Below are 17709 nucleotides of genomic sequence, written 5' to 3'. Positions count from 1 at the left end.
CGAGGACTGCAGGAAAGAAGACTTCTTCGGCAACCCCGACGCCCGTTCCCCTCGCGCCAAGGACTTCCTCTCCAAGATCCTCCAGCATTGAGCGCCTCCGCACGCGCGGCATGCGGATCGGAGCTGGCCACAGAATACGGGGTGAGCAGCGATCCGACCCCGTCCCAGACCATGCAGCGCCATGCACCGATGTGGCGGCGCGGCGCGGCCGCGCTGCTGGCGGTGCTGGTCGTGCTCGGCAGTGGCTGGGCCGGCTACGCGCTGAGCCTGAAGCAGGGCCTGCAGGCGCTGCGCCTGGAGTCCAGCCACCGGCTCGACCTGTTCGCCTCGGCGGTCGAGGGGGTGGTCAAGCGCCTGGAGCATGTGCCGGCCACCATCCAGCTCAACCCGGAGGTGCTGGCGCTGCTGCGCTCGCCGTCGCGCCAGGACCGGGTGGACGCGGTCAACATCTACCTGCGCCGGCTCAACGCCCACCTGGGCAGCCTGGCGGTGTTCGTGCTCGACGAGCGTGGCGTGGTGCTGTCCTCGAGCAACGCCGACAAGGGCGACGACAGCCTGGTCGGCGAGGACCTGGCCTTCCGGCCCTATTTCCTCGAGGCGCTGTCGGGCCGGGTCGGACGCCATTTCGCGATCGGTGCCAAGAGCCGCGAGCCGGGCTACTTCGTCTCGCACCCGATCCGCGACGGCGCGCGGGTGGTCGGGGTGGCCACGATCAAGATCAGCCTGGAGCCGATCGAGGCGACTTGGGACATGCTGGGCGCGCCGGCGCTGCTGGCCGACCTCAACCAGGTGGTGATCCTGTCGTCGCAGCCGGAGTGGCGCTACACCGCGCTGACGGCGCTGACGGTCGACCAGCGGGTCGACCTGCAGATGAGCCGGCTGTTCGACAACCTGCGCATCGAGCGTTTCCCGCTGCAGGTGCAGCTGTCGATCGACACCGACAGCCAGGTGCTCGAGGGGGTGCTGCCGGGCGGGCAGTCCGGGCGGCCGCGCGCGGGCAGCGGCGGCAGCTCCGACATGCTGGTGCTCGGCCGGGCGCTCGACGGCATGGACTGGCGGCTGCTGATCTTCTCGAGCCTGCGCGGGGTGCAGAACCAGGCGCTGCTCCATGCGATGCTGCTGGCCATCGCGGCGGGCTTCGTGCTGCTGCTGGCGCTCTACCTGAACCAGCGCCGCCGCATCCTGCGGCAGAAGCTCGACACCCAGCGCATGCTGCGCCAGGCCAACGTCGACCTGGAGCAGAAGGTCAACCGGCGCACGCGCGCGCTCAGCGAGACCAACACCCGCCTGCGCCACGAGGTGGCCGAGCGCCAGCAGGCCGAGCAGACGCTGCGGGCCGCGCAGGACGAGCTGGTCCATGCCGGCAAGATGGCCGTGCTGGGCCAGCTGGCCACCGGCATCACCCACGAGCTGACCCAGCCGCTGGGGGCGATCCGCACGCTGTCGGGCAACGCCAGCGAGTTCCTGCGCCGCGGCGACCTGAAGGCGGTCGCGGGCAACCTGGGCATCGTCGCGCGGCTGGCCGACCAGATGGGCAGCATCATCGAGCCGCTGAAGGGTTTCGCGCGCAAGTCGGCCGCCGTGCCGGCGGCCACCGACGTGGCCCATGCGCTGGGCAACGCCCTCTTCCTCTACGACCAGCGCCTGCGCAAGGAGCAGGTCGAGGTGCGCCGGCACTGCCGGCCCGGCCAGGCGATCGCCTGGTGCGATCCGAACCGGCTCGAGCAGGTGCTGATCAACCTGGTCGGCAACGCGATCGACGCGATGGCCGACGCCCCGGTGAAGGTGCTGACGCTCGACATCGCCGAGGCCCCGCCCGGCGAGCCGGCGCTGGCCCGGGCGCCGCACGGCGAGCTGCGGCTGCAGGTGCGCGACAGCGGCGCGGGGTTCACCGAGGCGCAGCGCCTGCGCCTGTTCGAGCCTTTTTTCACCACCAAGGACGCCGGGGTCGGGCTCGGGCTGGGACTGGCGATCTCCCGCGATATCGTGCGGGAGTTCGGCGGCGAGATCGAGGCCGAGCGCCCGGCCGAAGGGGGCGCGCTGTTCACGGTGCGCCTGCCGTGCGCCCCCGGCTCGCCCGCCGCTTCCCCGGCCACAGGAACAGATGATGCAGATTGAACTGACGGTGCTGATCGTCGAGGACGACATCCACGTGCAGCTGGGCTGCGTGCAGGCGCTGCAGCTCGCGGGCCTGCCGGTGGAGGCGGTCGACTCGGCCGAGGCCGCCCGGCAGCACCTCGCGCCGGGCTACGCGGGCGTGGTCGTGACCGACATGCGCCTGCCGGGCGCCGACGGGCTGAGCCTGGTGCGCCACTGCCGCACGCTGGACGCCGACCTGCCGGTCATCATGATCACCGGCCACGGCGACGTCAGCCTGGCGGTGGAGGCGATGCGCAGCGGCGCCTACGACTTCCTGCCCAAGCCGTTTTCGCCCGAGGTGCTGGTCGAGGTGGTGCGGCGGGCGCTGGAGAAGCGCCGCCTGACGCTGGAGGTGGCCACGCTGCGCCGGGCGCTGTCCACGCGCGAGGGGCTGGCCGGCCGGCTGGTGGGGCGCTCGCCGCAGATCGAGCGGGTGCGCCGCCTGGTGACGGACGTGGCGGACTCGCCGGTGGACGTGCTGATCCGCGGCGAGACCGGCTCGGGCAAGGAGGTGGTGGCGCGGGCGCTGCACGACCTGTCGCGGCGCCAGGGCGCACCCTTCGTCGCGCTGAACTGCGGCGGCGTGCCCGACAACCTGCTCGACAGCGAGCTCTTCGGCCACGAGGCGGGCGCCTTCACCGGCGCGCAGAAGCGCCGCATCGGCAAGATCGAGTACGCCCACGGCGGCACGCTCTTCCTCGACGAGCTCGAGAGCATGCCCATGGGCATGCAGGTCAAGCTGCTGCGGGTGCTGCAGGAGCGGGTGGTCGAGCGGCTGGGCTCCAACCAGGGCCAGCCGGTGGACGTGCGGGTGGTGGCCGCGACCAAGGACGACCTGCTGCAGCGCTCGCGCGAGCAGACCTTCCGCGCCGATCTCTACTACCGGCTCAACGTCGTCACCATCGACCTGCCGCCGCTGCGCGAGCGGCGCGAGGACATCCCGCTGCTGATGGAGCATTTCATGCTGCTGGCGGCCAGCCGCTTCCAGCGCCCCCAGCCCGCGCTGGACACCGAGCAGCTGCACCGGCTGATGGCCCACGCCTGGCCGGGCAATGTGCGCGAGCTGCGCAACGTGGCCGACTGCCTGGTGCTGGGCGTGCGCCAGGACCTGCTCGGCGACGTCGACGCCGCCGGGGCGGCGGGCGACCGGCTGGCCGGGCTGTCGCTGGCCGAGACGGTCGACGGCTTCGAGCGCAGCCTGATCGCCGAGGAGCTGCGCCGCCAGCAGGGCCACGTCGCCCGCACGGCCAAGGCGCTGAACATCGCCAAGACCACGCTGGCCGACAAGATCCGCAAGCACGGGCTGGCCGGCAACGACCCGGGCTGAGGCGCAGGCAGGTCGCCGCCGGCGCGGCATACTGCACGGATGATCCATCGCCCTCCTCCGGCCGCTGCGACACCATGCTGATCGACTTCTTCCAGACGCTGCGCGCGGCCCGGCTGCCGGTGTCGATCCGGGAATTCCTGGTCCTGCTCGAAGGCCTGCAGGCCGGGGTCCTCGACGACGATGGCGGCCCGACGGTGGACAAGTTCTACCACCTGGCGCGCACCACGCTGGTCAAGGACGAGGTGCACTTCGACAAGTTCGACCGGGCCTTCGGCGCCTACTTCAAGGGCGTGCAGGCGCTGACCGACTTCACCGGCGACATTCCGCTGGACTGGCTGCGCCAGGTGCTCGAGAAGGAGCTCAGCGCCGCCGAGAAGGCCGCCGTCGGCAAGATGGGCTGGGACGAACTGATGGCCACGCTCAGGAAACGCCTCGAGGAGCAGCAGGAACGCCACGAGGGCGGCAGCAAGTGGATCGGCACCGGGGGCACCAGCCCCTTCGGCCACGGCGGCCACAACCCGCAGGGCATCCGCATCGGCGGGCCGGGCAGGAACCGCAGCGCGGTCAAGGTCTGGGAGCAGCGGGCCTTCCGCGACTACGACGACACGCTCGAGCTGGGCACGCGCAACATCAAGGTCGCGCTGCGCCGGCTGCGCCGCTTCGCCCGCGAAGGGGCACAGAGCGAGCTCGACCTGGACGGCACCATCCACCACACCGCCGCCAACGCCGGCCTGCTCGACATCCGCATGCAGGCCGAGCGGCACAACCGGATCAAGGTGCTGCTGCTGATGGACGTGGGCGGCACGATGGACGAGCACGTCCACCGCGTCGAGGAGCTGTTCTCGGCCGCGCGCAGCGAGTTCAAGCACCTGGAGTTCTACTACTTCCACAACTGCGTCTACGACTTCATGTGGAAGGACAACCGGCGCCGCTACGGCGAGAGGACGCCGACCTGGGAGATCATCCGCAAGTACAACAAGGACTGGAAGCTGATCTTCATCGGCGACGCGACGATGAGCCCCTACGAGATCACCCAGACCGGCGGCAGCGTCGAGTACGGCAACGAGGAGCCGGGGGCGGACTGGCTGCAGCGCCTCACCCACGCCTTCCCGGCGTTCGCATGGATCAACCCCGAGCCGCCCGGCGTGTGGGACTACCGCCAGAGCATCGCGATGATCCAGCAGCTGATGAGCCAGCGCATGTTCCCGCTCAGCCTGCAGGGGCTGGAGCAGGCGATGCGCCTGCTCTCCCGATGAAGGGCCGGGGCCTGACGGCGATGGCACGCTGGCTGCTGATCCTGCTGGTCTGGGCCGCGACCGGGAGTGTGCGGGCGCAGGACGCGGCCCCGGCCCCGGCCGCCCCCGCCAGCGCCGTGCCGATGCCCTCGGGCCCGGCGGCGGACCTGCCGCCCGAGGACCGCAGCCTGCGCTGGGTGCTGCAGGTCGAGGCCCCCGAGGAGCTGCGCCTGCTGCTGGAGCGCCACCTCGACCTGGCCCGCTTCCAGCGCACCGCGCAGGACGAACTGATCACCCGCTCCGAGCTGCTGCGCCTGCTCGAGGCCACGCCGGCCGAGGCGCGCGCGCTGCTGGAGACCCAGGGGCATTTCGAGGCCGAGGTGCAGGCCAGCCTGATTGACCCGCAGCGCCCCGACGACCGCTCGGTGACGGTGGGCAGCACGGCCGGCAGCGGCCCGGGCGGCCTGGCCACGCGGCTGCTGGGCGACGTCGACGCGCTGCTGCAGAACATCCCCGGGGTGCGGCAGATCACCGGCAGCGGCAGCGGCGCCAGCACGCAGGAAGTGGCCAGCGTCACGGTGCGGGTGACCGTCACGCCCGGCCCGCGCACCCGGGTGCGCCAGGTGCGCATCGAGTTCGAGGGCGCGCTCTCGGTCGAGGCCGATGCGGGCGACCCGCGGGCGCTGGCGCTGGTCGAGCAGGTGCGCCAGCAGTGGTCGCTGCCCGTCGGTCGGGCGCACACCCAGGAGGCCTGGAGCGGCGCCAAGACCGCGGTGCTGGCCCTGCTGCGGGCCGAGGGTTACCCGCGCGCCACCTGGAGCGGCACGGTCGCCCAGGTCGACGCCGCGCAGCAGCAGTCCTCGCTGTTCCTGGTGGCCGACAGCGGGCCGCTGCACCGCTTCGGCGAACCGGTGTTCACCGGGCTGGCGCAGGTGCAGGCCGGCTCGCTGCGGGCGCTGATGAACTTCACGCCCGGCGATCCGCTGCGTGAGCAGGACCTGCTCGACTTCCAGGACCGGCTGATCAAGACCAACCTGTTCGACAGCGTCTCGGTGATGGTCGACCCCGACGTGCAGCGCACCGAGGCCGTGCCGGTGCAGGTCACGCTGCGCGAGAAGGCCCGGCTGCAGACCACGCTGGGCGTGGGCTACTCCGACACCACCGGCCCCCGCCTGACCGTCGAGCACACCGACCAGAGCCTGATGGGCCTGCCCTGGCTGGCCAAGACCAAGCTGCAGCTGGGCCGGCTCAACGGCAGTGCCTCGATCGACCTGACCTCGCACCCGCTGGGCAACGCCCACCGCAACCTGATGTCGGGTGCGCTGACCTATGCCCGCGAGAGCGATCTGGACGTGCGCAGCATGCGCGCCCGGGTCGGCCGCACGCAGGACAACGACCGCATCGAGCGCCTCTACTACCTCGAATGGCTGCGCGCGGCCACCAGCGAGCTCGACGGCACCACGGTCGACGACACCTCGGCGGTGACGGTCAACTACCAGTGGGTCTGGCGCCAGCTCGACCACCCGATCGTGCCCACCACCGGCTTCAGCGTCTCGGCCTCGATCGGCAGCGGGCGCTCCTATGCCGCCTACCCGCGCGACAACGGCTGGTTCACCCGTGCCACCGGCCGTTACACCGGCTACTGGATGATGGGCGAGCTGTGGCATGGCCAGGTGCGGCTGGAGCTGGCCGAGGTGTTCGCGCGCGACTCGGTCGCCGTGCCCTACACGCTGCTGTTCCGCGCCGGCGGCGACGATTCGGTGCGTGGCTACAGCTACCAGGGCCTGGGGCCGAGCAACGCCTCGGGCACGGCCGTCGGCGGCAAGGTGATGGGCACGACCAGCCTGGAGCTGGCCCGCCCCTTCGTGCGGCGCCAGCCGTCGCTGCTGGGGGCCGTGTTCGTCGACGCGGGCAACGCCGCCAGCAGCTGGAAGGAGTTCGGCCTGGTCAAGGGTTATGGCGTGGGCGTGCGCTGGCGCAGCCCGGTCGGGCCGCTGCGGCTGGACCTGGCCTATGGCGAGAAGGTCCGGCGGGTGCGCATGCACATCAGCGTCGGGCTGACGTTCTGAACCGGTGGCCACCGCCATGACCCCTGACGACACGAACCCGCCCGCCCCCGCGCCGACCGCAGCGGATGGGCCCCGGCCTCGGCGGCGCCGCTGGCCCTGGGCGCTGGCGGTGGTCGGCCTGCTCGGGGCGGCGCTGGGCGGGCTGGCCAGCCTGCCGTTCTCGGCCACCGGATCGCGCTGGCTGCTGGAGCAGGTGCCGGGACTGGCCGTGACGGCGCCCCGGGGCGCGCTGGCGGGTGACTTCCAGGCCGCCCGGCTGAGCTATCGGCTCGGTCCGGGCCGCACGCTGCTCATCGACGACCTGGCCTGGCAAGGCTGGCAGCGGGTGCCCGGCGGCCTGCGGCTGGCGACGCTGAAGGCCGGGCGCATCGACCTGCAGGGCAGCGCGCCCCCCGACGACCGCCCCACGGTGCTGCCCACCCGGCTGCAGCTGCCGTTCGGGCTCGAGGTGCAGCAGCTGCAGGTCGGCCAGCTGGTGGTCGACGCGATCCGGGACCGGCCGGTCGAGGCGCTGCAGGCCCGGGTGGCGCTGCGGGGTGGTGACGCGGCGACCCACGAGCTGCAGCTGCAGCACCTGGCCTGGGACCGGCTGGACCTGGCCGGCCGCGCGTCGATCGGGGCCGCGGCACCGCTGAACCTGGCCGCACGGCTGCAGCTCGGCACCCGTCGCGACCCCGGCGCACCGGCCGATGCGGCGGCGCCGGCCCTGCCGGCCGACACCTCGCTGCAGCTGCAGGCCGATGGCCCGCTGGCGCGTTTCCAGCTGCAGGCCGACCTGCAGGCCAGCGGCCAGTCGCTGCAGGCCCGGGCCGAAGTGCAGCCGGCGCAGCCCCTGCCGGTGAGCGCGCTGCAGGCCCGCCTGAAGGACCTCGATCTCGCCCCGCTGGCCACCGGCCTGCCGCAGACCGCGCTGAGCGGCCTCGTCGACCTGCGGCTGCAGCCCGGCGCCGGCACGGCGCCGGGCTCGGCACCGCTGCGCATCGACCTGCAGCTCGACAACCCCGCAGCCGGCCCGTGGGAGGCGCAGCGGCTGCCGGTGCGCCGGCTGCACGTGAGCGCCAGCAGCCGGGCCGACCACCCGCAGGCGGGTGAGCTCGGCACGCTGCTGGCCGAACTGGGCAGCACGCGCCAGCCCGCGGGCACGCTGCGGGGCAGCGGCCAGTGGCGCTTCGACGGCGGTCAGCCGCAGACCGCCCGGCTCGAGCTGCAGCTCGAGCAGATCCAGCCCATGAACCTGAGCGCGGCCGCCCCGTCGATGCGCATCAGCGGCCCGCTGTCGCTGGCGCTGCGCCGGACGGCGCCCCCCGTGGCGACCGGGGCGGCCGCCTCCAGCCCGGCCGACCGCCCGGCGCTGCTGCCCGCCGGCCTGTCGCTGACGCTGGACGGTGACCTGCAAGGCCAGCTGCTGTCGGCCGCCGGTCTGCCCCCCGCCGCACGCCAGGCGGTGCGGGTGCAGCTGGACACGACGCTCGAGGGGCAGCGCATCGAGGTCCGGCGTTTCATCGCCGAAGCCGGTGCGGCCCGGGCCCAGGCCCGCGGGGACCTGAGCCTCGAGGCCACCGGCGACACGGCCCGCTGGCAGCTGCGGGGCGACGCCGGGCTGACCCGATTCGATCCGGCACCGTGGTGGCCCGCCGCTGCCGCCTGGGGTGCCAGCCGGCTCGACGGCCGGCTCGAGGCCGACCTGAAGCTGCCGGCCCGCTCCGCTGCGGCGCCCGCGCCCGCCGCCCGCACCACGGCGGCGGACACGGCCCCCATCGAGCGGCTGCTGGCGTCGCTCGGCGGCTTGACGGGCCAGGCCCGGCTGCTGCTGTCGCCCAGCATGCTGGCGGGCGTGCCGGTGCAGGGCGACCTGCAGATCCGGCGCAGCGGCACCCAGACCGCGCCCCAGGCCCTGCTGCAGTTCGAGGCCGATGGCAGCCGGCTGGACGCCGAGGTGCAGCTCGACCGTGACGGCACCCGGGACCGGGGCCACCTGAGCCTGCAGAGCCCGGCGCTCGAACGGCTCGCCCCCTGGTGGCGCCTGGTCGGTGCCGACCTGCGGGCCAGCGGCGACCTCCAGGGCCGGCTCGACTGGCAGGGCCGCTGGCCGCAGCTGCGCAGCACCGGCCGCCTCGACAGCCAGCGCGTGCTGCTGCAGGGCCCGGCCGGCGCCGCCACCGCACCGGTCAAGAACGCCGCCGGCGGGCCGGCCGCCCCGGCGCTGACGACGCTCGCCAGCCTGCAGGCACTGCAGGCGCAGTGGGACCTGGGCAGCGCCGACGACGCCCCCTGGAGCCTCGAGCTGCGCGCCAGCCAGCTGACCCAGGGCGCCAACCGGCTCCAGGACGTGCAGGGCCAGCTGACCGGCACCCTCGGCCAGCATCGGCTGGAGCTGCGCTCGGGCCTGGACCGCGCGGCCGCCACCCCGCCCCCCGCGGGCACCCTCCCGATGCGGCCGCTGCAGGCCCGGCTGCAGGTCGACGGCGGCCTGCAGCGCAGCGCCCGGGCCTGGCGCTGGAACGGCCGCCTGCAGCAGCTGCTGGTGCAGGAAAGCGCCCCTGCCCGGCCCGCCACCGGGGTGGCGCTCGCGCCCCTGGCGGCCGCCAGCCCGCGCCACCTCGAGCTCGCCGACGTGCCGCTGCAGATCAGCGGGCAGCGGGACGCCGACGGCCACGCCAGCCTCGAGGCGCAGGTCGGCCCGGGCGTGCTGAACCTGTCGCTGGCGCGGCTGCAGCTCCAGCAGCTGCGCTGGCGCTCCGAGCAGACCGGCAGCGAGGCCGCGCGGCAGAGCCTGCGGGTGCTGGCGCAGCTGGAACCGCTGGCGGTGGCACCGCTGCTGGCCCGCTGGCAGCCCGATTTCGGCTGGGGGGGCGACCTGCTGGTGGGCGGGCGCATCGACATCGATGCCACCCCCGAGCAGATGCGCGCGGCCGTCGAGCTGCGGCGCGAGCGTGGCGACCTCGTCGTGCTCGACAGCGGCCGGCCGCTGCAGGTGCTCGGCCTGAGCGAGCTGCAGCTGGGCCTGACGGTGCAGGACGGCCTGTGGCGCCTGAGCCAGCGCATCGCCGGCCAGCGGCTGGGCAGCGTCACCGGCGACCAGAGCCTGCGCACCCGGGCCGGCGCCTGGGCGCCGCCGGCCGACGCGGCGCTGCAGGGCCAGTTGCGGCTGCAGGTGGCCGAGCTCGGCAACTGGGGCCGCTGGCTGCCCGCCGGCTGGCGCCTGACCGGCCAGCTCGCCGGCCAGGCCGACGTGGCCGGCACGCTCGGCGCGCCCGCCCTCGGCGGCGAGCTGAACGGCCAGCAGATCGCGGTGCGCAACCCGCTGCAGGGGGTGGACTGGCGCGACGCCCGGCTGAAGGTCGTCATGCAGGGCGAGACCGCCCGCCTCGAGCAGTTCCAGGTCCGCGGGGGCGACGGCCAGCTCGTCGCCAGCGGCGATCTGCTGCTGGGCGCCAGCCCGTCGGCGCGGCTCGACGTCAGGGCAGAGCGTTTTGCCGCGCTGCAGCGCATCGACCGCAAGCTGGTCGTCAGCGGCAGCACCCGACTCACCGTCGACGCCACCAGCACCCGCATCAGCGGCCAGCTGCGCGCCGACGAAGGCCGCATCGACTTCAGCCAGAGCGACGCTCCGTCGCTGTCCGACGACGTCGACGTGCAGCGCGGCGACACGGCCGGGGCGCCCCGGCCCGCCACCGGCGGCACCGAAGGCGACGCCACCAGCGTGCCACGCAGCCTGGTGCTCGACCTGCGGGCCCAGCTGGGCGAGAACTTCCGCCTCGTCGGCCGTGGCCTCGCCACGCGGCTCACCGGCGAGCTGCACGTCACCAGCCCGGCCAACCGCCTGGCGGTCTCCGGCGACATCCGCTCGGTGGACGGCACCTACGCCGCCTACGCGCAGAAGCTCACCGTCGACCGCGGCGTGATCACCTTCACCGGCACGCCCGACAACCCGCGCCTCGACATCCGCGCCGTGCGTCCCGACCTCGAGGACCGCATCGTCGGCGTCGCCATCACCGGCACCGCGCAGAACCCGCGCATCCGCCTGTTCAGCGAACCCGAGCTCACCGACACCGAGAAGCTCTCGTGGCTCGTGCTCGGCCGCGCCCCCGACGGCCTGGGCCGCACCGACCTGGCCGTGCTGCAGCGTGCCGCCTTCGCGCTGCTGACCGGCGAGGACAGCAGCCCGTCGCTGGTCGAGCGCCTCGGCCTGGACCAGCTCTCCGTGCGCCAGACCGACGGCGACACCAAGGAGACCGTGCTCTCGCTGGGCAAGCAGCTCTCGCGACGCTGGTACGTCGGCTACGAGCGCAGCCTCAACGCCGCCACCGGCACCTGGCAGCTCATCTACCGCCTCGGCCAGCGCTACACCCTGCGCGCCCAGACCGGATCGGACAACGCCCTCGACCTGATCTGGAGCTGGAAGTGGGGAACCGGCGACAACCGCACCCCCTGAAGCGATCCACCCCCCGCGACCGCGCTTAGAATGCCGGCTCCGCGCCTCGCCGTAGTTCAATGGATAGAACGAGTGCCTCCTAAGCGCTAGATACAGGTTCGATTCCTGTCGGCGGGACCAACCAAGGGTCCCAGAAGGTCCGAGGAAATTCACAAAGCCCTAGAGAATCAACGCTCTAGGGCTTTTTTGTGTCCGCCGAGGGCCGGGGGCAAGCGCAGGGATCAGTCGATCGTGGCGCCGCTCTGTTTCACGATGCGATCCCACTTCGCGGCTTCGGTCTTCACGAACTGCGCGAAGTGCGCGGGGGTGTCTCCCACGTATTCGGAGCCCGTTTCGGCCAGCACGCGCTGGAACTCGGGCGACTTCATCACCTGCAGCGCGGTGGCGTTGAGCTTGTCGACCACAGGCTGGGGTGTGCCCGCCTTGGCAAAGAAGCCGTACCAGGCGTACGACTCCACGCCCTGCACACCGGCTTCGGCCATGGTCGGCACGTTGGGCAGCAGCGGCGAGCGCTTGGCACCGGTGACGGCCAGCGGCTTGACCTTGCCCGACTTGATGTGCGGCATGATGGCCGCGAGGCTGTCGAACATCATCGGCACATGGCCCGCCAGCACGTCGGCGATGGCCGGTGCCGAGCCCTTGTAGGGCACGTGGTCGAGCTTGAGCTTGGCGGCGTCACGGAACAGCTCGGCCGTCAGGTGCTGCGGCGTGCCGTTGCCGGAGTTGGCGATCACCATGCCTTCGGGCTTGCTGCGCACCTGGGCCAGCAAGCCGGCCAGATCGTTGACGCCCGAGCCAGGGTGAGTGACCAGCACCAAGGGCATGCGCAGCACATTGGTGAGGGGCTGCAGATCCTTGGCCGCGTCGAACGGCATCTTCTTGTAGAGGCTGGCGTTGATGGCCACCGGCGCACTGGACGTGACCAGCAAGGTGTAGCCGTCGGCCGGCGCCTGCACCACGGCGGCGGTGCCCACATTGCCACCCGCACCGGCCTTGTTCTCGATCACGACGGGCTGGCCCAGCAGGTCTTGCAGGCCTTTGGCCAGGGGACGCGCGGCGATGTCGGACGGGCCGGCCGGCGGCCAGGGCACCACCACCGTGATCGCCTTGGTCGGCCAGGCAGGCGCTTGCGCTTGCACCGCCGGGGCCAGACACAGCAAGGCCCCCCAAGCCAGCAGGGTGCGACGGGGCAGTGCGGCGGTGCGCCTGGATGTGATCATGCTTGTCTCCTCATGGGGTGATGATGGGGCGCCTGCACGGCGCCTCTGCGGCCCGCAACCGGGCTGCGGCAGTGTGCGCCACCGGGGCGCATGGAGCATCCGCAAGGCTCCCACCACGGGCCTGCGTAGTTCTACGCAGGGAGGCCCGCCGGCCCGCGTCTTCATGCCAACATGAGCGCCCGTGACCGCGCCCGAGACCCCCACTGCTGCCCCGCCTCCCCCGCCTGCGCACGGCTGGCGCTGGGGCCGCGTGTGGCTGGGCGTGTGGCTGTTGGCGCTGGCCGTGTGGATGGTGGGCTCGGCGGGCGCCTGGGCCGAGCGCCGCGACATCGACGCACGCCGCGCCGCGCTGCAATCGGCGCTGGAGATGCACGCCCAGTGGCTGCGCGGCGTCACCGGCCAGTACGCCGCGCTGCCCACCGTGGTGGGCCAACAGGACGAGGTGCTGCACCTGCTGAGCCAGCCCGGCGACAGTGACCAGCGTGACCGCATCAACCGCTACCTGGAGGCGATCGGCCAGAAGGCGGGCGCCACCGCGCTCTACCTGATGGACGGCCAGGGGCTGACCCTGGCCGCCAGCAACTGGCGCACGGCGGACAGCTTCGTCGGCCAGCGCTATGGCCGACGGCCCTACTTCGTGCAGGCGATGGCGGGCGGCACCGGCTTGTTCTACGGGGTGGGCATCACCACCAGCAAACCGGGCCTGTTCATCGCCGAGCCGATCCGGCAGGACGGCCGCGTGATCGGGGTGGTGGCCGTGAAGGTGGCGCTCGATTCGCTGGCCGACAGCTGGGCGCGATCGCCCGAGCCCGTGCTGCTGCGCGACGAGCGCGGCGTGAGCATTCTGGCCACCCACGCGGCGTGGCGCTTTCGGCCCACCCGCGTGCTCAGCGCTGCCGAACAGCGCTGGCTGCGCGACAGCCAGGCCTACGGCCCTGTCGCCCCACTGGTGGCACTGCCCTGGGCGGCCTCGCCAGGCCCGCAACCCGGCGACCTGTGGGTGCGCACCGAGCTGGGTGGCCAGCCGCGCAGCTTTCTGGCGCGCGAGTCGCGCATGCCCGAGTTCGGCTGGACGCTCACGGCCCTGAGCAGCCGCGACGACATCCTGCAAACCCGCCACGCGGCCTGGGCCATGGCCACGCTGGCGCTGGCGGTGCTGGGCCTGGGCGCGCTGCACTGGCGGCTGCGTGCCCGGCGCGATGCCGAGCAGCGCGAGGCGCGTGCGGCCCTGGAGCAGCGCGTGCAAGACCGCACCCGCGAGCTGCGGGACGCGCACGCGTTTCGCCACGCGATGGAAGAGTCGCTGCTGGTGGGCATGCGCGCGCGCGACCTGCAGGGCCGCATCATCTACGTGAACCGCGCGCTGTGCGAGATGGTGGGCTTCGAGGCCCACGAGCTGCTCGGCCGCCAGCCGCCCTACCCCTATTGGCACCCGGACGATCTGGAGCGGCACTGGAGCGAAAGCAACGCCGGGCTCCAGGGCCAGGCGGAGCCCACGGGGTATGAGTCACGCGTGCGCCACCGCGACGGGCACGACGTGATCACCATGGTCTACACCGCGGCGCTGATCGACGCCGAGGGCGTGCAACGCGGCTGGATGAGCTCGGTGGTGGACATCACCGAACAACGCCGCACCGACGACCGCCAGCGCGCGCAAGAAGCGCAGCTGCAACGCAGCGCCCGGCTGGCCGGCCTGGGCGAGATGGCCTCGACGCTGGCGCACGAGCTCAACCAGCCGCTGATGGCACTCTCCAACTACGCGGCGGCGGCCAACGCGCTGGTGCACGTCGGCCCGCAGCAGCTGCTGGTGGAGAGCCTGGTCGACATCCAGGCCCAGGCGCAACGTGCGTCGGAGATCGTGCGCCGCATCCGCGGCCTGGTGCGCCCGGGCCGCCACCCCGAGGAGCGCTTTGCCGTGGCCGACCTGCTGGCCAGCGTGCTGCGCTGGCTGCAACCCGAACTGCAGGCCCGCCGGGCCCGGGTCCACAGCCACCTGCCGGCCGACCTGCCCCTGCTCCACGCCGACCGCGTGCTGCTGGAGCAGGTGCTGCTCAACCTGCTGCTCAATGCGCTGCAAAGCATCGACGACCAGCCGGCACCGCGGCGCCTGATCGACGTGACGGCGCGCGTGGGCGATGACGGACACCTGCACCTGGGCGTGGCCGACCGCGGCCCGGGCGTGGCCCCCGAGCACGCGGCACACCTGTTCGATGCCTTTTTCACCACCAAGGCCGAGGGTCTGGGCCTGGGCCTGAAAATCTGCCGCTCCGCCATCGAGAGCCAAGGCGGCGCGCTGCACTGGCATCCGCGCCCGGGTGGCGGTGCGGTGTTCGAGTTCAACCTGCCTCTGCAACGATGACTGCCCTGCCCCAGCCCCCCGTCTACGTGGTGGACGACGACGAAGCCGTGCGCCGCTCACTGCTGATGCTGCTGTTTCCGCAAGGCCTGGCGGTGCAGGGCTTCGCCTCGGGCGAGGACTTCCTCGCCGGGGTCGACCTGCAGCAGCCGGCTTGCGTGGTGCTCGATCTGCGCATGGGCGGCCTCAGCGGCCTGCAGGTGCTGGAGCGCCTGCGGGCGGCGCACAGCCCACAGGTCGTGCTCTTTCTCAGCGGGCATGGCGACATTCCGATGGCGCTCGACGCCGTGCGCCAGGGCGCGTTCGACTGGGTCGTCAAACCCGACACCGCGGTGCTGCTGGCCAAGCTGCCGCTGGCGCTGGCCGAAGCCGCCGAGCGCGGCCAGGCGCAAGCGCTGTGGGCACAGCTGACGCCGCGCGAGCGCGAGGTGGCGCGCTGGGTGGCCCTGGGCGAATCGAACAAGGCCATCGCCCGTGCCCTGGTGCCCGAGTGCAGCCCGCGCTCGGTGGAAACCCACCGCGCCAACCTGTTCGCCAAGCTCGGCCTCGCCAACGACAACACGCTGGGACGCTGGATGGCGCGCCATGCCGCGCTGCTGCATTGATCGGACCCGCCATGGTGGCGCAGGGCTCAGCGACCGAGCCATGGACCGGGACGGCCAGATTCGTTCCAGCCCGTCAGGCGACGGACGCAGGCAAGCGGAAGCGCTCGACGACATCGGCCAGGCGACGGGCATCATCACGCAGCATCGCAGCCAGACCGGCGGTCTGAGTCACCAGGGCCACGTTGGATTCAGCACTGCTGGACAGCACCGCCATGCTCTCGGACGCCATGTTGATGCCGGAAATCTGGGCGAAGGTGGATTCCCAGATGCTGCCGATCCGCTGGCTCATCTGGTCCACCTGACGGACCATGTCATCGAAGGCGACGCTGGCCTCGCGTGCCATCTCGTTGCCCCGCCCGACATCGGACGTGCTGGCGGCCGCCAGGTCACGGATCTCGCGAGCCGCTTCAGACGAGCGTTTGGCCAGTTGGCGAACCTCGCCGGCCACCACGGCAAAACCACGTCCCTGCTCACCTGCCCGAGCGGCTTCCACCGCTGCATTCAGCGCCAGCAGGTTGGTCTGGAAGGCAATGCCCTCGATGACGCCGACGATGCTGCCGACCCGCTGTGACGACGTGGAAATCCCGTCCATCGTCGAGGACAAGGCCCCCACGGCAGAGCTGCCCTGGAGAGCCGCGGCCGAGATGGCCTGCACCAGCGTCCTGGCATCCTCGGCACTGACGGCGTTTTCCTGCACGGATTCGAGGCCGGCACGCATGCTGGCCGCGGTCAGATCCAGCTCGGACTGGTGGACGACCGTGCGGGACTTGAGGTCATCGTTGCCTGCCGCCAGCTGATGCACCGCCGCCGCCAGGTTCAGACTGCTGGAACGAGCTTGTCCGACCGTATCCGCCAGGGAAGCGCACATGCGATTGAGCGACTGCAACAGACGGGCAGGCTCATCCCGGCCGTCCACCTGGATCTGGCGGGTCAGATCGCCGCGTGCCACGGCCTGCGCCACCTCGACGGCATGGCGCAGCGGCTGCACGACCGAGCGGGCGATGAGCCAGCTCAACAGGCCCAGGCCGATCAGCCCGGTCACCAGCACCAGGGACTGCACACGCCAACCCTGTTCAGCCGTGCGGTCGAAGGCCGCCATCGCGAGATCCGCGTGATCCAGCCCGAGCTTGACGGTCACGTCCACCGCCGCACGATGCGCCCGATAGAGTTGATCCACCTGCGGCAACAGCGCACGGGCCGCGTCCTGACCCTGATCACGCAGGGTCTCGGTGAGCGTCTGTGCCAGCACCATCAGACGCTGGCCATCGGCATGCTGGCGACCGAGCAGGTCGGATGCCAGCGCCGCTGGCGGATGAGCGCTCCACCAGGCCACGCGCTCTTCATACTCCTTGCGCAGACGCTGGACTTCAGCGATCGCCTGTTCAGGCTCGAGCGTGCCTTCGATGCCCTGGGACAGCACCAGGCGCAGTTCGATCAGGTACATGGGTGGAGGCAGGATGTCGGCGACCACGTCCTTGGCGACGAAGGCCTCCTGGCTGCTTTGTCCCAGACGCTCGATGGCGAACAATCCCACGGCGACGCAGACGCTGACCACCACCGCACTGATCGTCAACAAGGCCCATTGACGCGTGGCAACGGAAAACTGGTTCAGGAACTTCATCATCGCGGTACAGCCTTCATGATTTGCTCATCCACGGAGCATAGAAATGTCAGTTATTGTCAGCAGGCATCAGGCGGTGAACGATTCAAGAAGACCCGAATTTTCGTGCTTGATCAGATCTAGCACTCATCGTCCTGCGTGGTGGTCGACACCCCCATCGAGCGCTCACCAGCGCCCGGACGGCCGATGGCGGTTCACCCCCCGGGGCGGACGGCCATGCTGAGCCGACTGCTGAAGGCGCTCGAGCTCAAGGTGCCGCCACCGGTGGTGGGGCTGCTGATGGCGCTGGGCATGAAGCTGCTCGCCGCGCAGGGGCCGGCGTGGGCGCTGCCGGAGCCGGTGCGCACGGGTGGAGCGCTGGTGCTGGTGCTGATCGGGCTGGGGCTGGATCTGGCGGGGCTGCTGTCGTTCCGGCGGGCGCGCACGACGGTGCATCCGCTCAAGCCGGGCAACACCTCGACGCTGGTCTGCACGGGGGTCTACCGGCTGACCCGCAACCCGATGTATGCGGGCATGCTGTCGATGCTGCTGGGCTGGGCGCTGTACCTGTCGACGCCCTGGGCGCTGCTGGGGCCGATGGGCTTCGTGCTGTTCATCCAGCGCTTCCAGATCCGGCCCGAGGAGCGGGTGCTGGCGCGGCGGTTCGGCCGGGCGTATGCCGAGTACCGCTCGACGGTGCGCCGCTGGCTGTGAGCCCTGGCG

General features: G+C 72.1%; 10 protein-coding genes, 1 tRNA gene and 1 pseudogene. 10 read left to right on the top strand and 2 right to left on the bottom strand.

Translation table 11 applies throughout. From position 1 onward, the window contains the following. From C7444_RS09920 to C7444_RS09890, 7 genes and pseudogenes are all read left to right on the top strand, one after another. Positions 1 to 91: pseudogene (locus tag C7444_RS09920) on the top strand (amino acid ABC transporter ATP-binding protein); the annotation flags it as partial. Positions 92 to 141: 50 nt separating this feature from the next. Next, positions 142 to 2118 (top strand): ATP-binding protein, encoded by a 1977-nt coding sequence (locus C7444_RS09915; protein ID WP_211317514.1) that lies wholly within the window; start codon positions 142 to 144, stop codon positions 2116 to 2118. Then, a complete protein-coding gene (locus tag C7444_RS09910) occupies positions 2108 to 3466 on the top strand; it encodes a sigma-54-dependent transcriptional regulator (RefSeq protein WP_110400690.1) in 1359 nt (452 codons plus the stop codon). Before C7444_RS09915 ends, C7444_RS09910 begins: the two co-directional genes overlap by 11 nt. Before the next feature lie 74 nt (positions 3467 to 3540). Next, entirely contained in the window at positions 3541 to 4722 is a 1182-nt protein-coding gene (locus C7444_RS09905; protein ID WP_110400689.1) for a vWA domain-containing protein, read from the top strand. Next, the gene (locus C7444_RS09900; protein ID WP_110400688.1) at positions 4719 to 6770 is read left to right on the top strand and encodes an autotransporter assembly complex protein TamA; all 2052 of its coding nucleotides are present in this window, start codon (positions 4719 to 4721) and stop codon (positions 6768 to 6770) included. Before C7444_RS09905 ends, C7444_RS09900 begins: the two co-directional genes overlap by 4 nt. A gap of 16 nt (positions 6771 to 6786) precedes the next feature. After that, positions 6787 to 11205 (top strand): translocation/assembly module TamB domain-containing protein, encoded by a 4419-nt coding sequence (locus C7444_RS09895; protein WP_146219370.1) that lies wholly within the window; start codon positions 6787 to 6789, stop codon positions 11203 to 11205. A 45-nt stretch (positions 11206 to 11250) separates the two neighbouring features. Beyond that, positions 11251 to 11325 (top strand) — tRNA-Arg (locus C7444_RS09890). Positions 11326 to 11426: 101 nt separating this feature from the next. Here C7444_RS09890 and C7444_RS09885 read toward each other — a convergent pair. Then, positions 11427 to 12425, bottom strand: a complete 999-nt coding sequence (locus tag C7444_RS09885; RefSeq protein WP_110400686.1) for a Bug family tripartite tricarboxylate transporter substrate binding protein — start codon at positions 12423 to 12425, stop codon at positions 11427 to 11429. 181 nt (positions 12426 to 12606) lie between these two features. Here C7444_RS09885 and C7444_RS09880 point away from each other — a divergent pair, with 181 nt between their 5' ends. Both C7444_RS09880 and C7444_RS09875 read left to right on the top strand, forming a co-directional pair. Beyond that, a complete protein-coding gene (locus C7444_RS09880; RefSeq protein WP_245909489.1) occupies positions 12607 to 14784 on the top strand; it encodes a PAS domain S-box protein in 2178 nt (725 codons plus the stop codon). After that, positions 14781 to 15386: a response regulator transcription factor gene (locus tag C7444_RS09875; RefSeq protein ID WP_110400685.1), complete on the top strand. Its 606-nt coding sequence runs from the start codon at positions 14781 to 14783 to the stop codon at positions 15384 to 15386. Before C7444_RS09880 ends, C7444_RS09875 begins: the two co-directional genes overlap by 4 nt. A gap of 73 nt (positions 15387 to 15459) precedes the next feature. Here C7444_RS09875 and C7444_RS09870 read toward each other — a convergent pair whose 3' ends face one another. Continuing rightward, entirely contained in the window at positions 15460 to 17010 is a 1551-nt protein-coding gene (locus C7444_RS09870) for a methyl-accepting chemotaxis protein (protein WP_110400684.1), read from the bottom strand. A 213-nt stretch (positions 17011 to 17223) separates the two neighbouring features. Here C7444_RS09870 and C7444_RS09865 point away from each other — a divergent pair, with 213 nt between their 5' ends. After that, entirely contained in the window at positions 17224 to 17700 is a 477-nt protein-coding gene (locus C7444_RS09865) for a methyltransferase family protein (protein ID WP_110400683.1), read from the top strand. The last annotated feature ends 9 nt before the right edge of the window (positions 17701 to 17709 follow it).

Source organism: Sphaerotilus hippei, assembly GCF_003201595.1.
GTDB classification, from domain to species: domain Bacteria; phylum Pseudomonadota; class Gammaproteobacteria; order Burkholderiales; family Burkholderiaceae_C; genus Sphaerotilus; species Sphaerotilus hippei.
This window is presented reverse-complemented; position numbering and strand designations above follow the sequence as displayed.

Bases quoted from the DNA above. Each gene is read 5' to 3' on its own strand.
- C7444_RS09895 (WP_146219370.1), top strand. From the start codon at position 6,787: ATGACCCCTGACGACACGAACCCGCCCGCCCCCGCGCCGACCGCAGCG.
- C7444_RS09870 (WP_110400684.1), bottom strand. From the start codon at position 17,010: ATGATGAAGTTCCTGAACCAGTTTTCCGTTGCCACGCGTCAATGGGCC.
- C7444_RS09905 (WP_110400689.1), top strand. From the start codon at position 3,541: ATGCTGATCGACTTCTTCCAGACGCTGCGCGCGGCCCGGCTGCCGGTG.
- C7444_RS09910 (WP_110400690.1), top strand. From the start codon at position 2,108: ATGCAGATTGAACTGACGGTGCTGATCGTCGAGGACGACATCCACGTG.
- C7444_RS09885 (WP_110400686.1), bottom strand. From the start codon at position 12,425: ATGATCACATCCAGGCGCACCGCCGCACTGCCCCGTCGCACCCTGCTG.
- C7444_RS09865 (WP_110400683.1), top strand. From the start codon at position 17,224: ATGCTGAGCCGACTGCTGAAGGCGCTCGAGCTCAAGGTGCCGCCACCG.
- C7444_RS09875 (WP_110400685.1), top strand. From the start codon at position 14,781: ATGACTGCCCTGCCCCAGCCCCCCGTCTACGTGGTGGACGACGACGAA.
- C7444_RS09900 (WP_110400688.1), top strand. From the start codon at position 4,719: ATGAAGGGCCGGGGCCTGACGGCGATGGCACGCTGGCTGCTGATCCTG.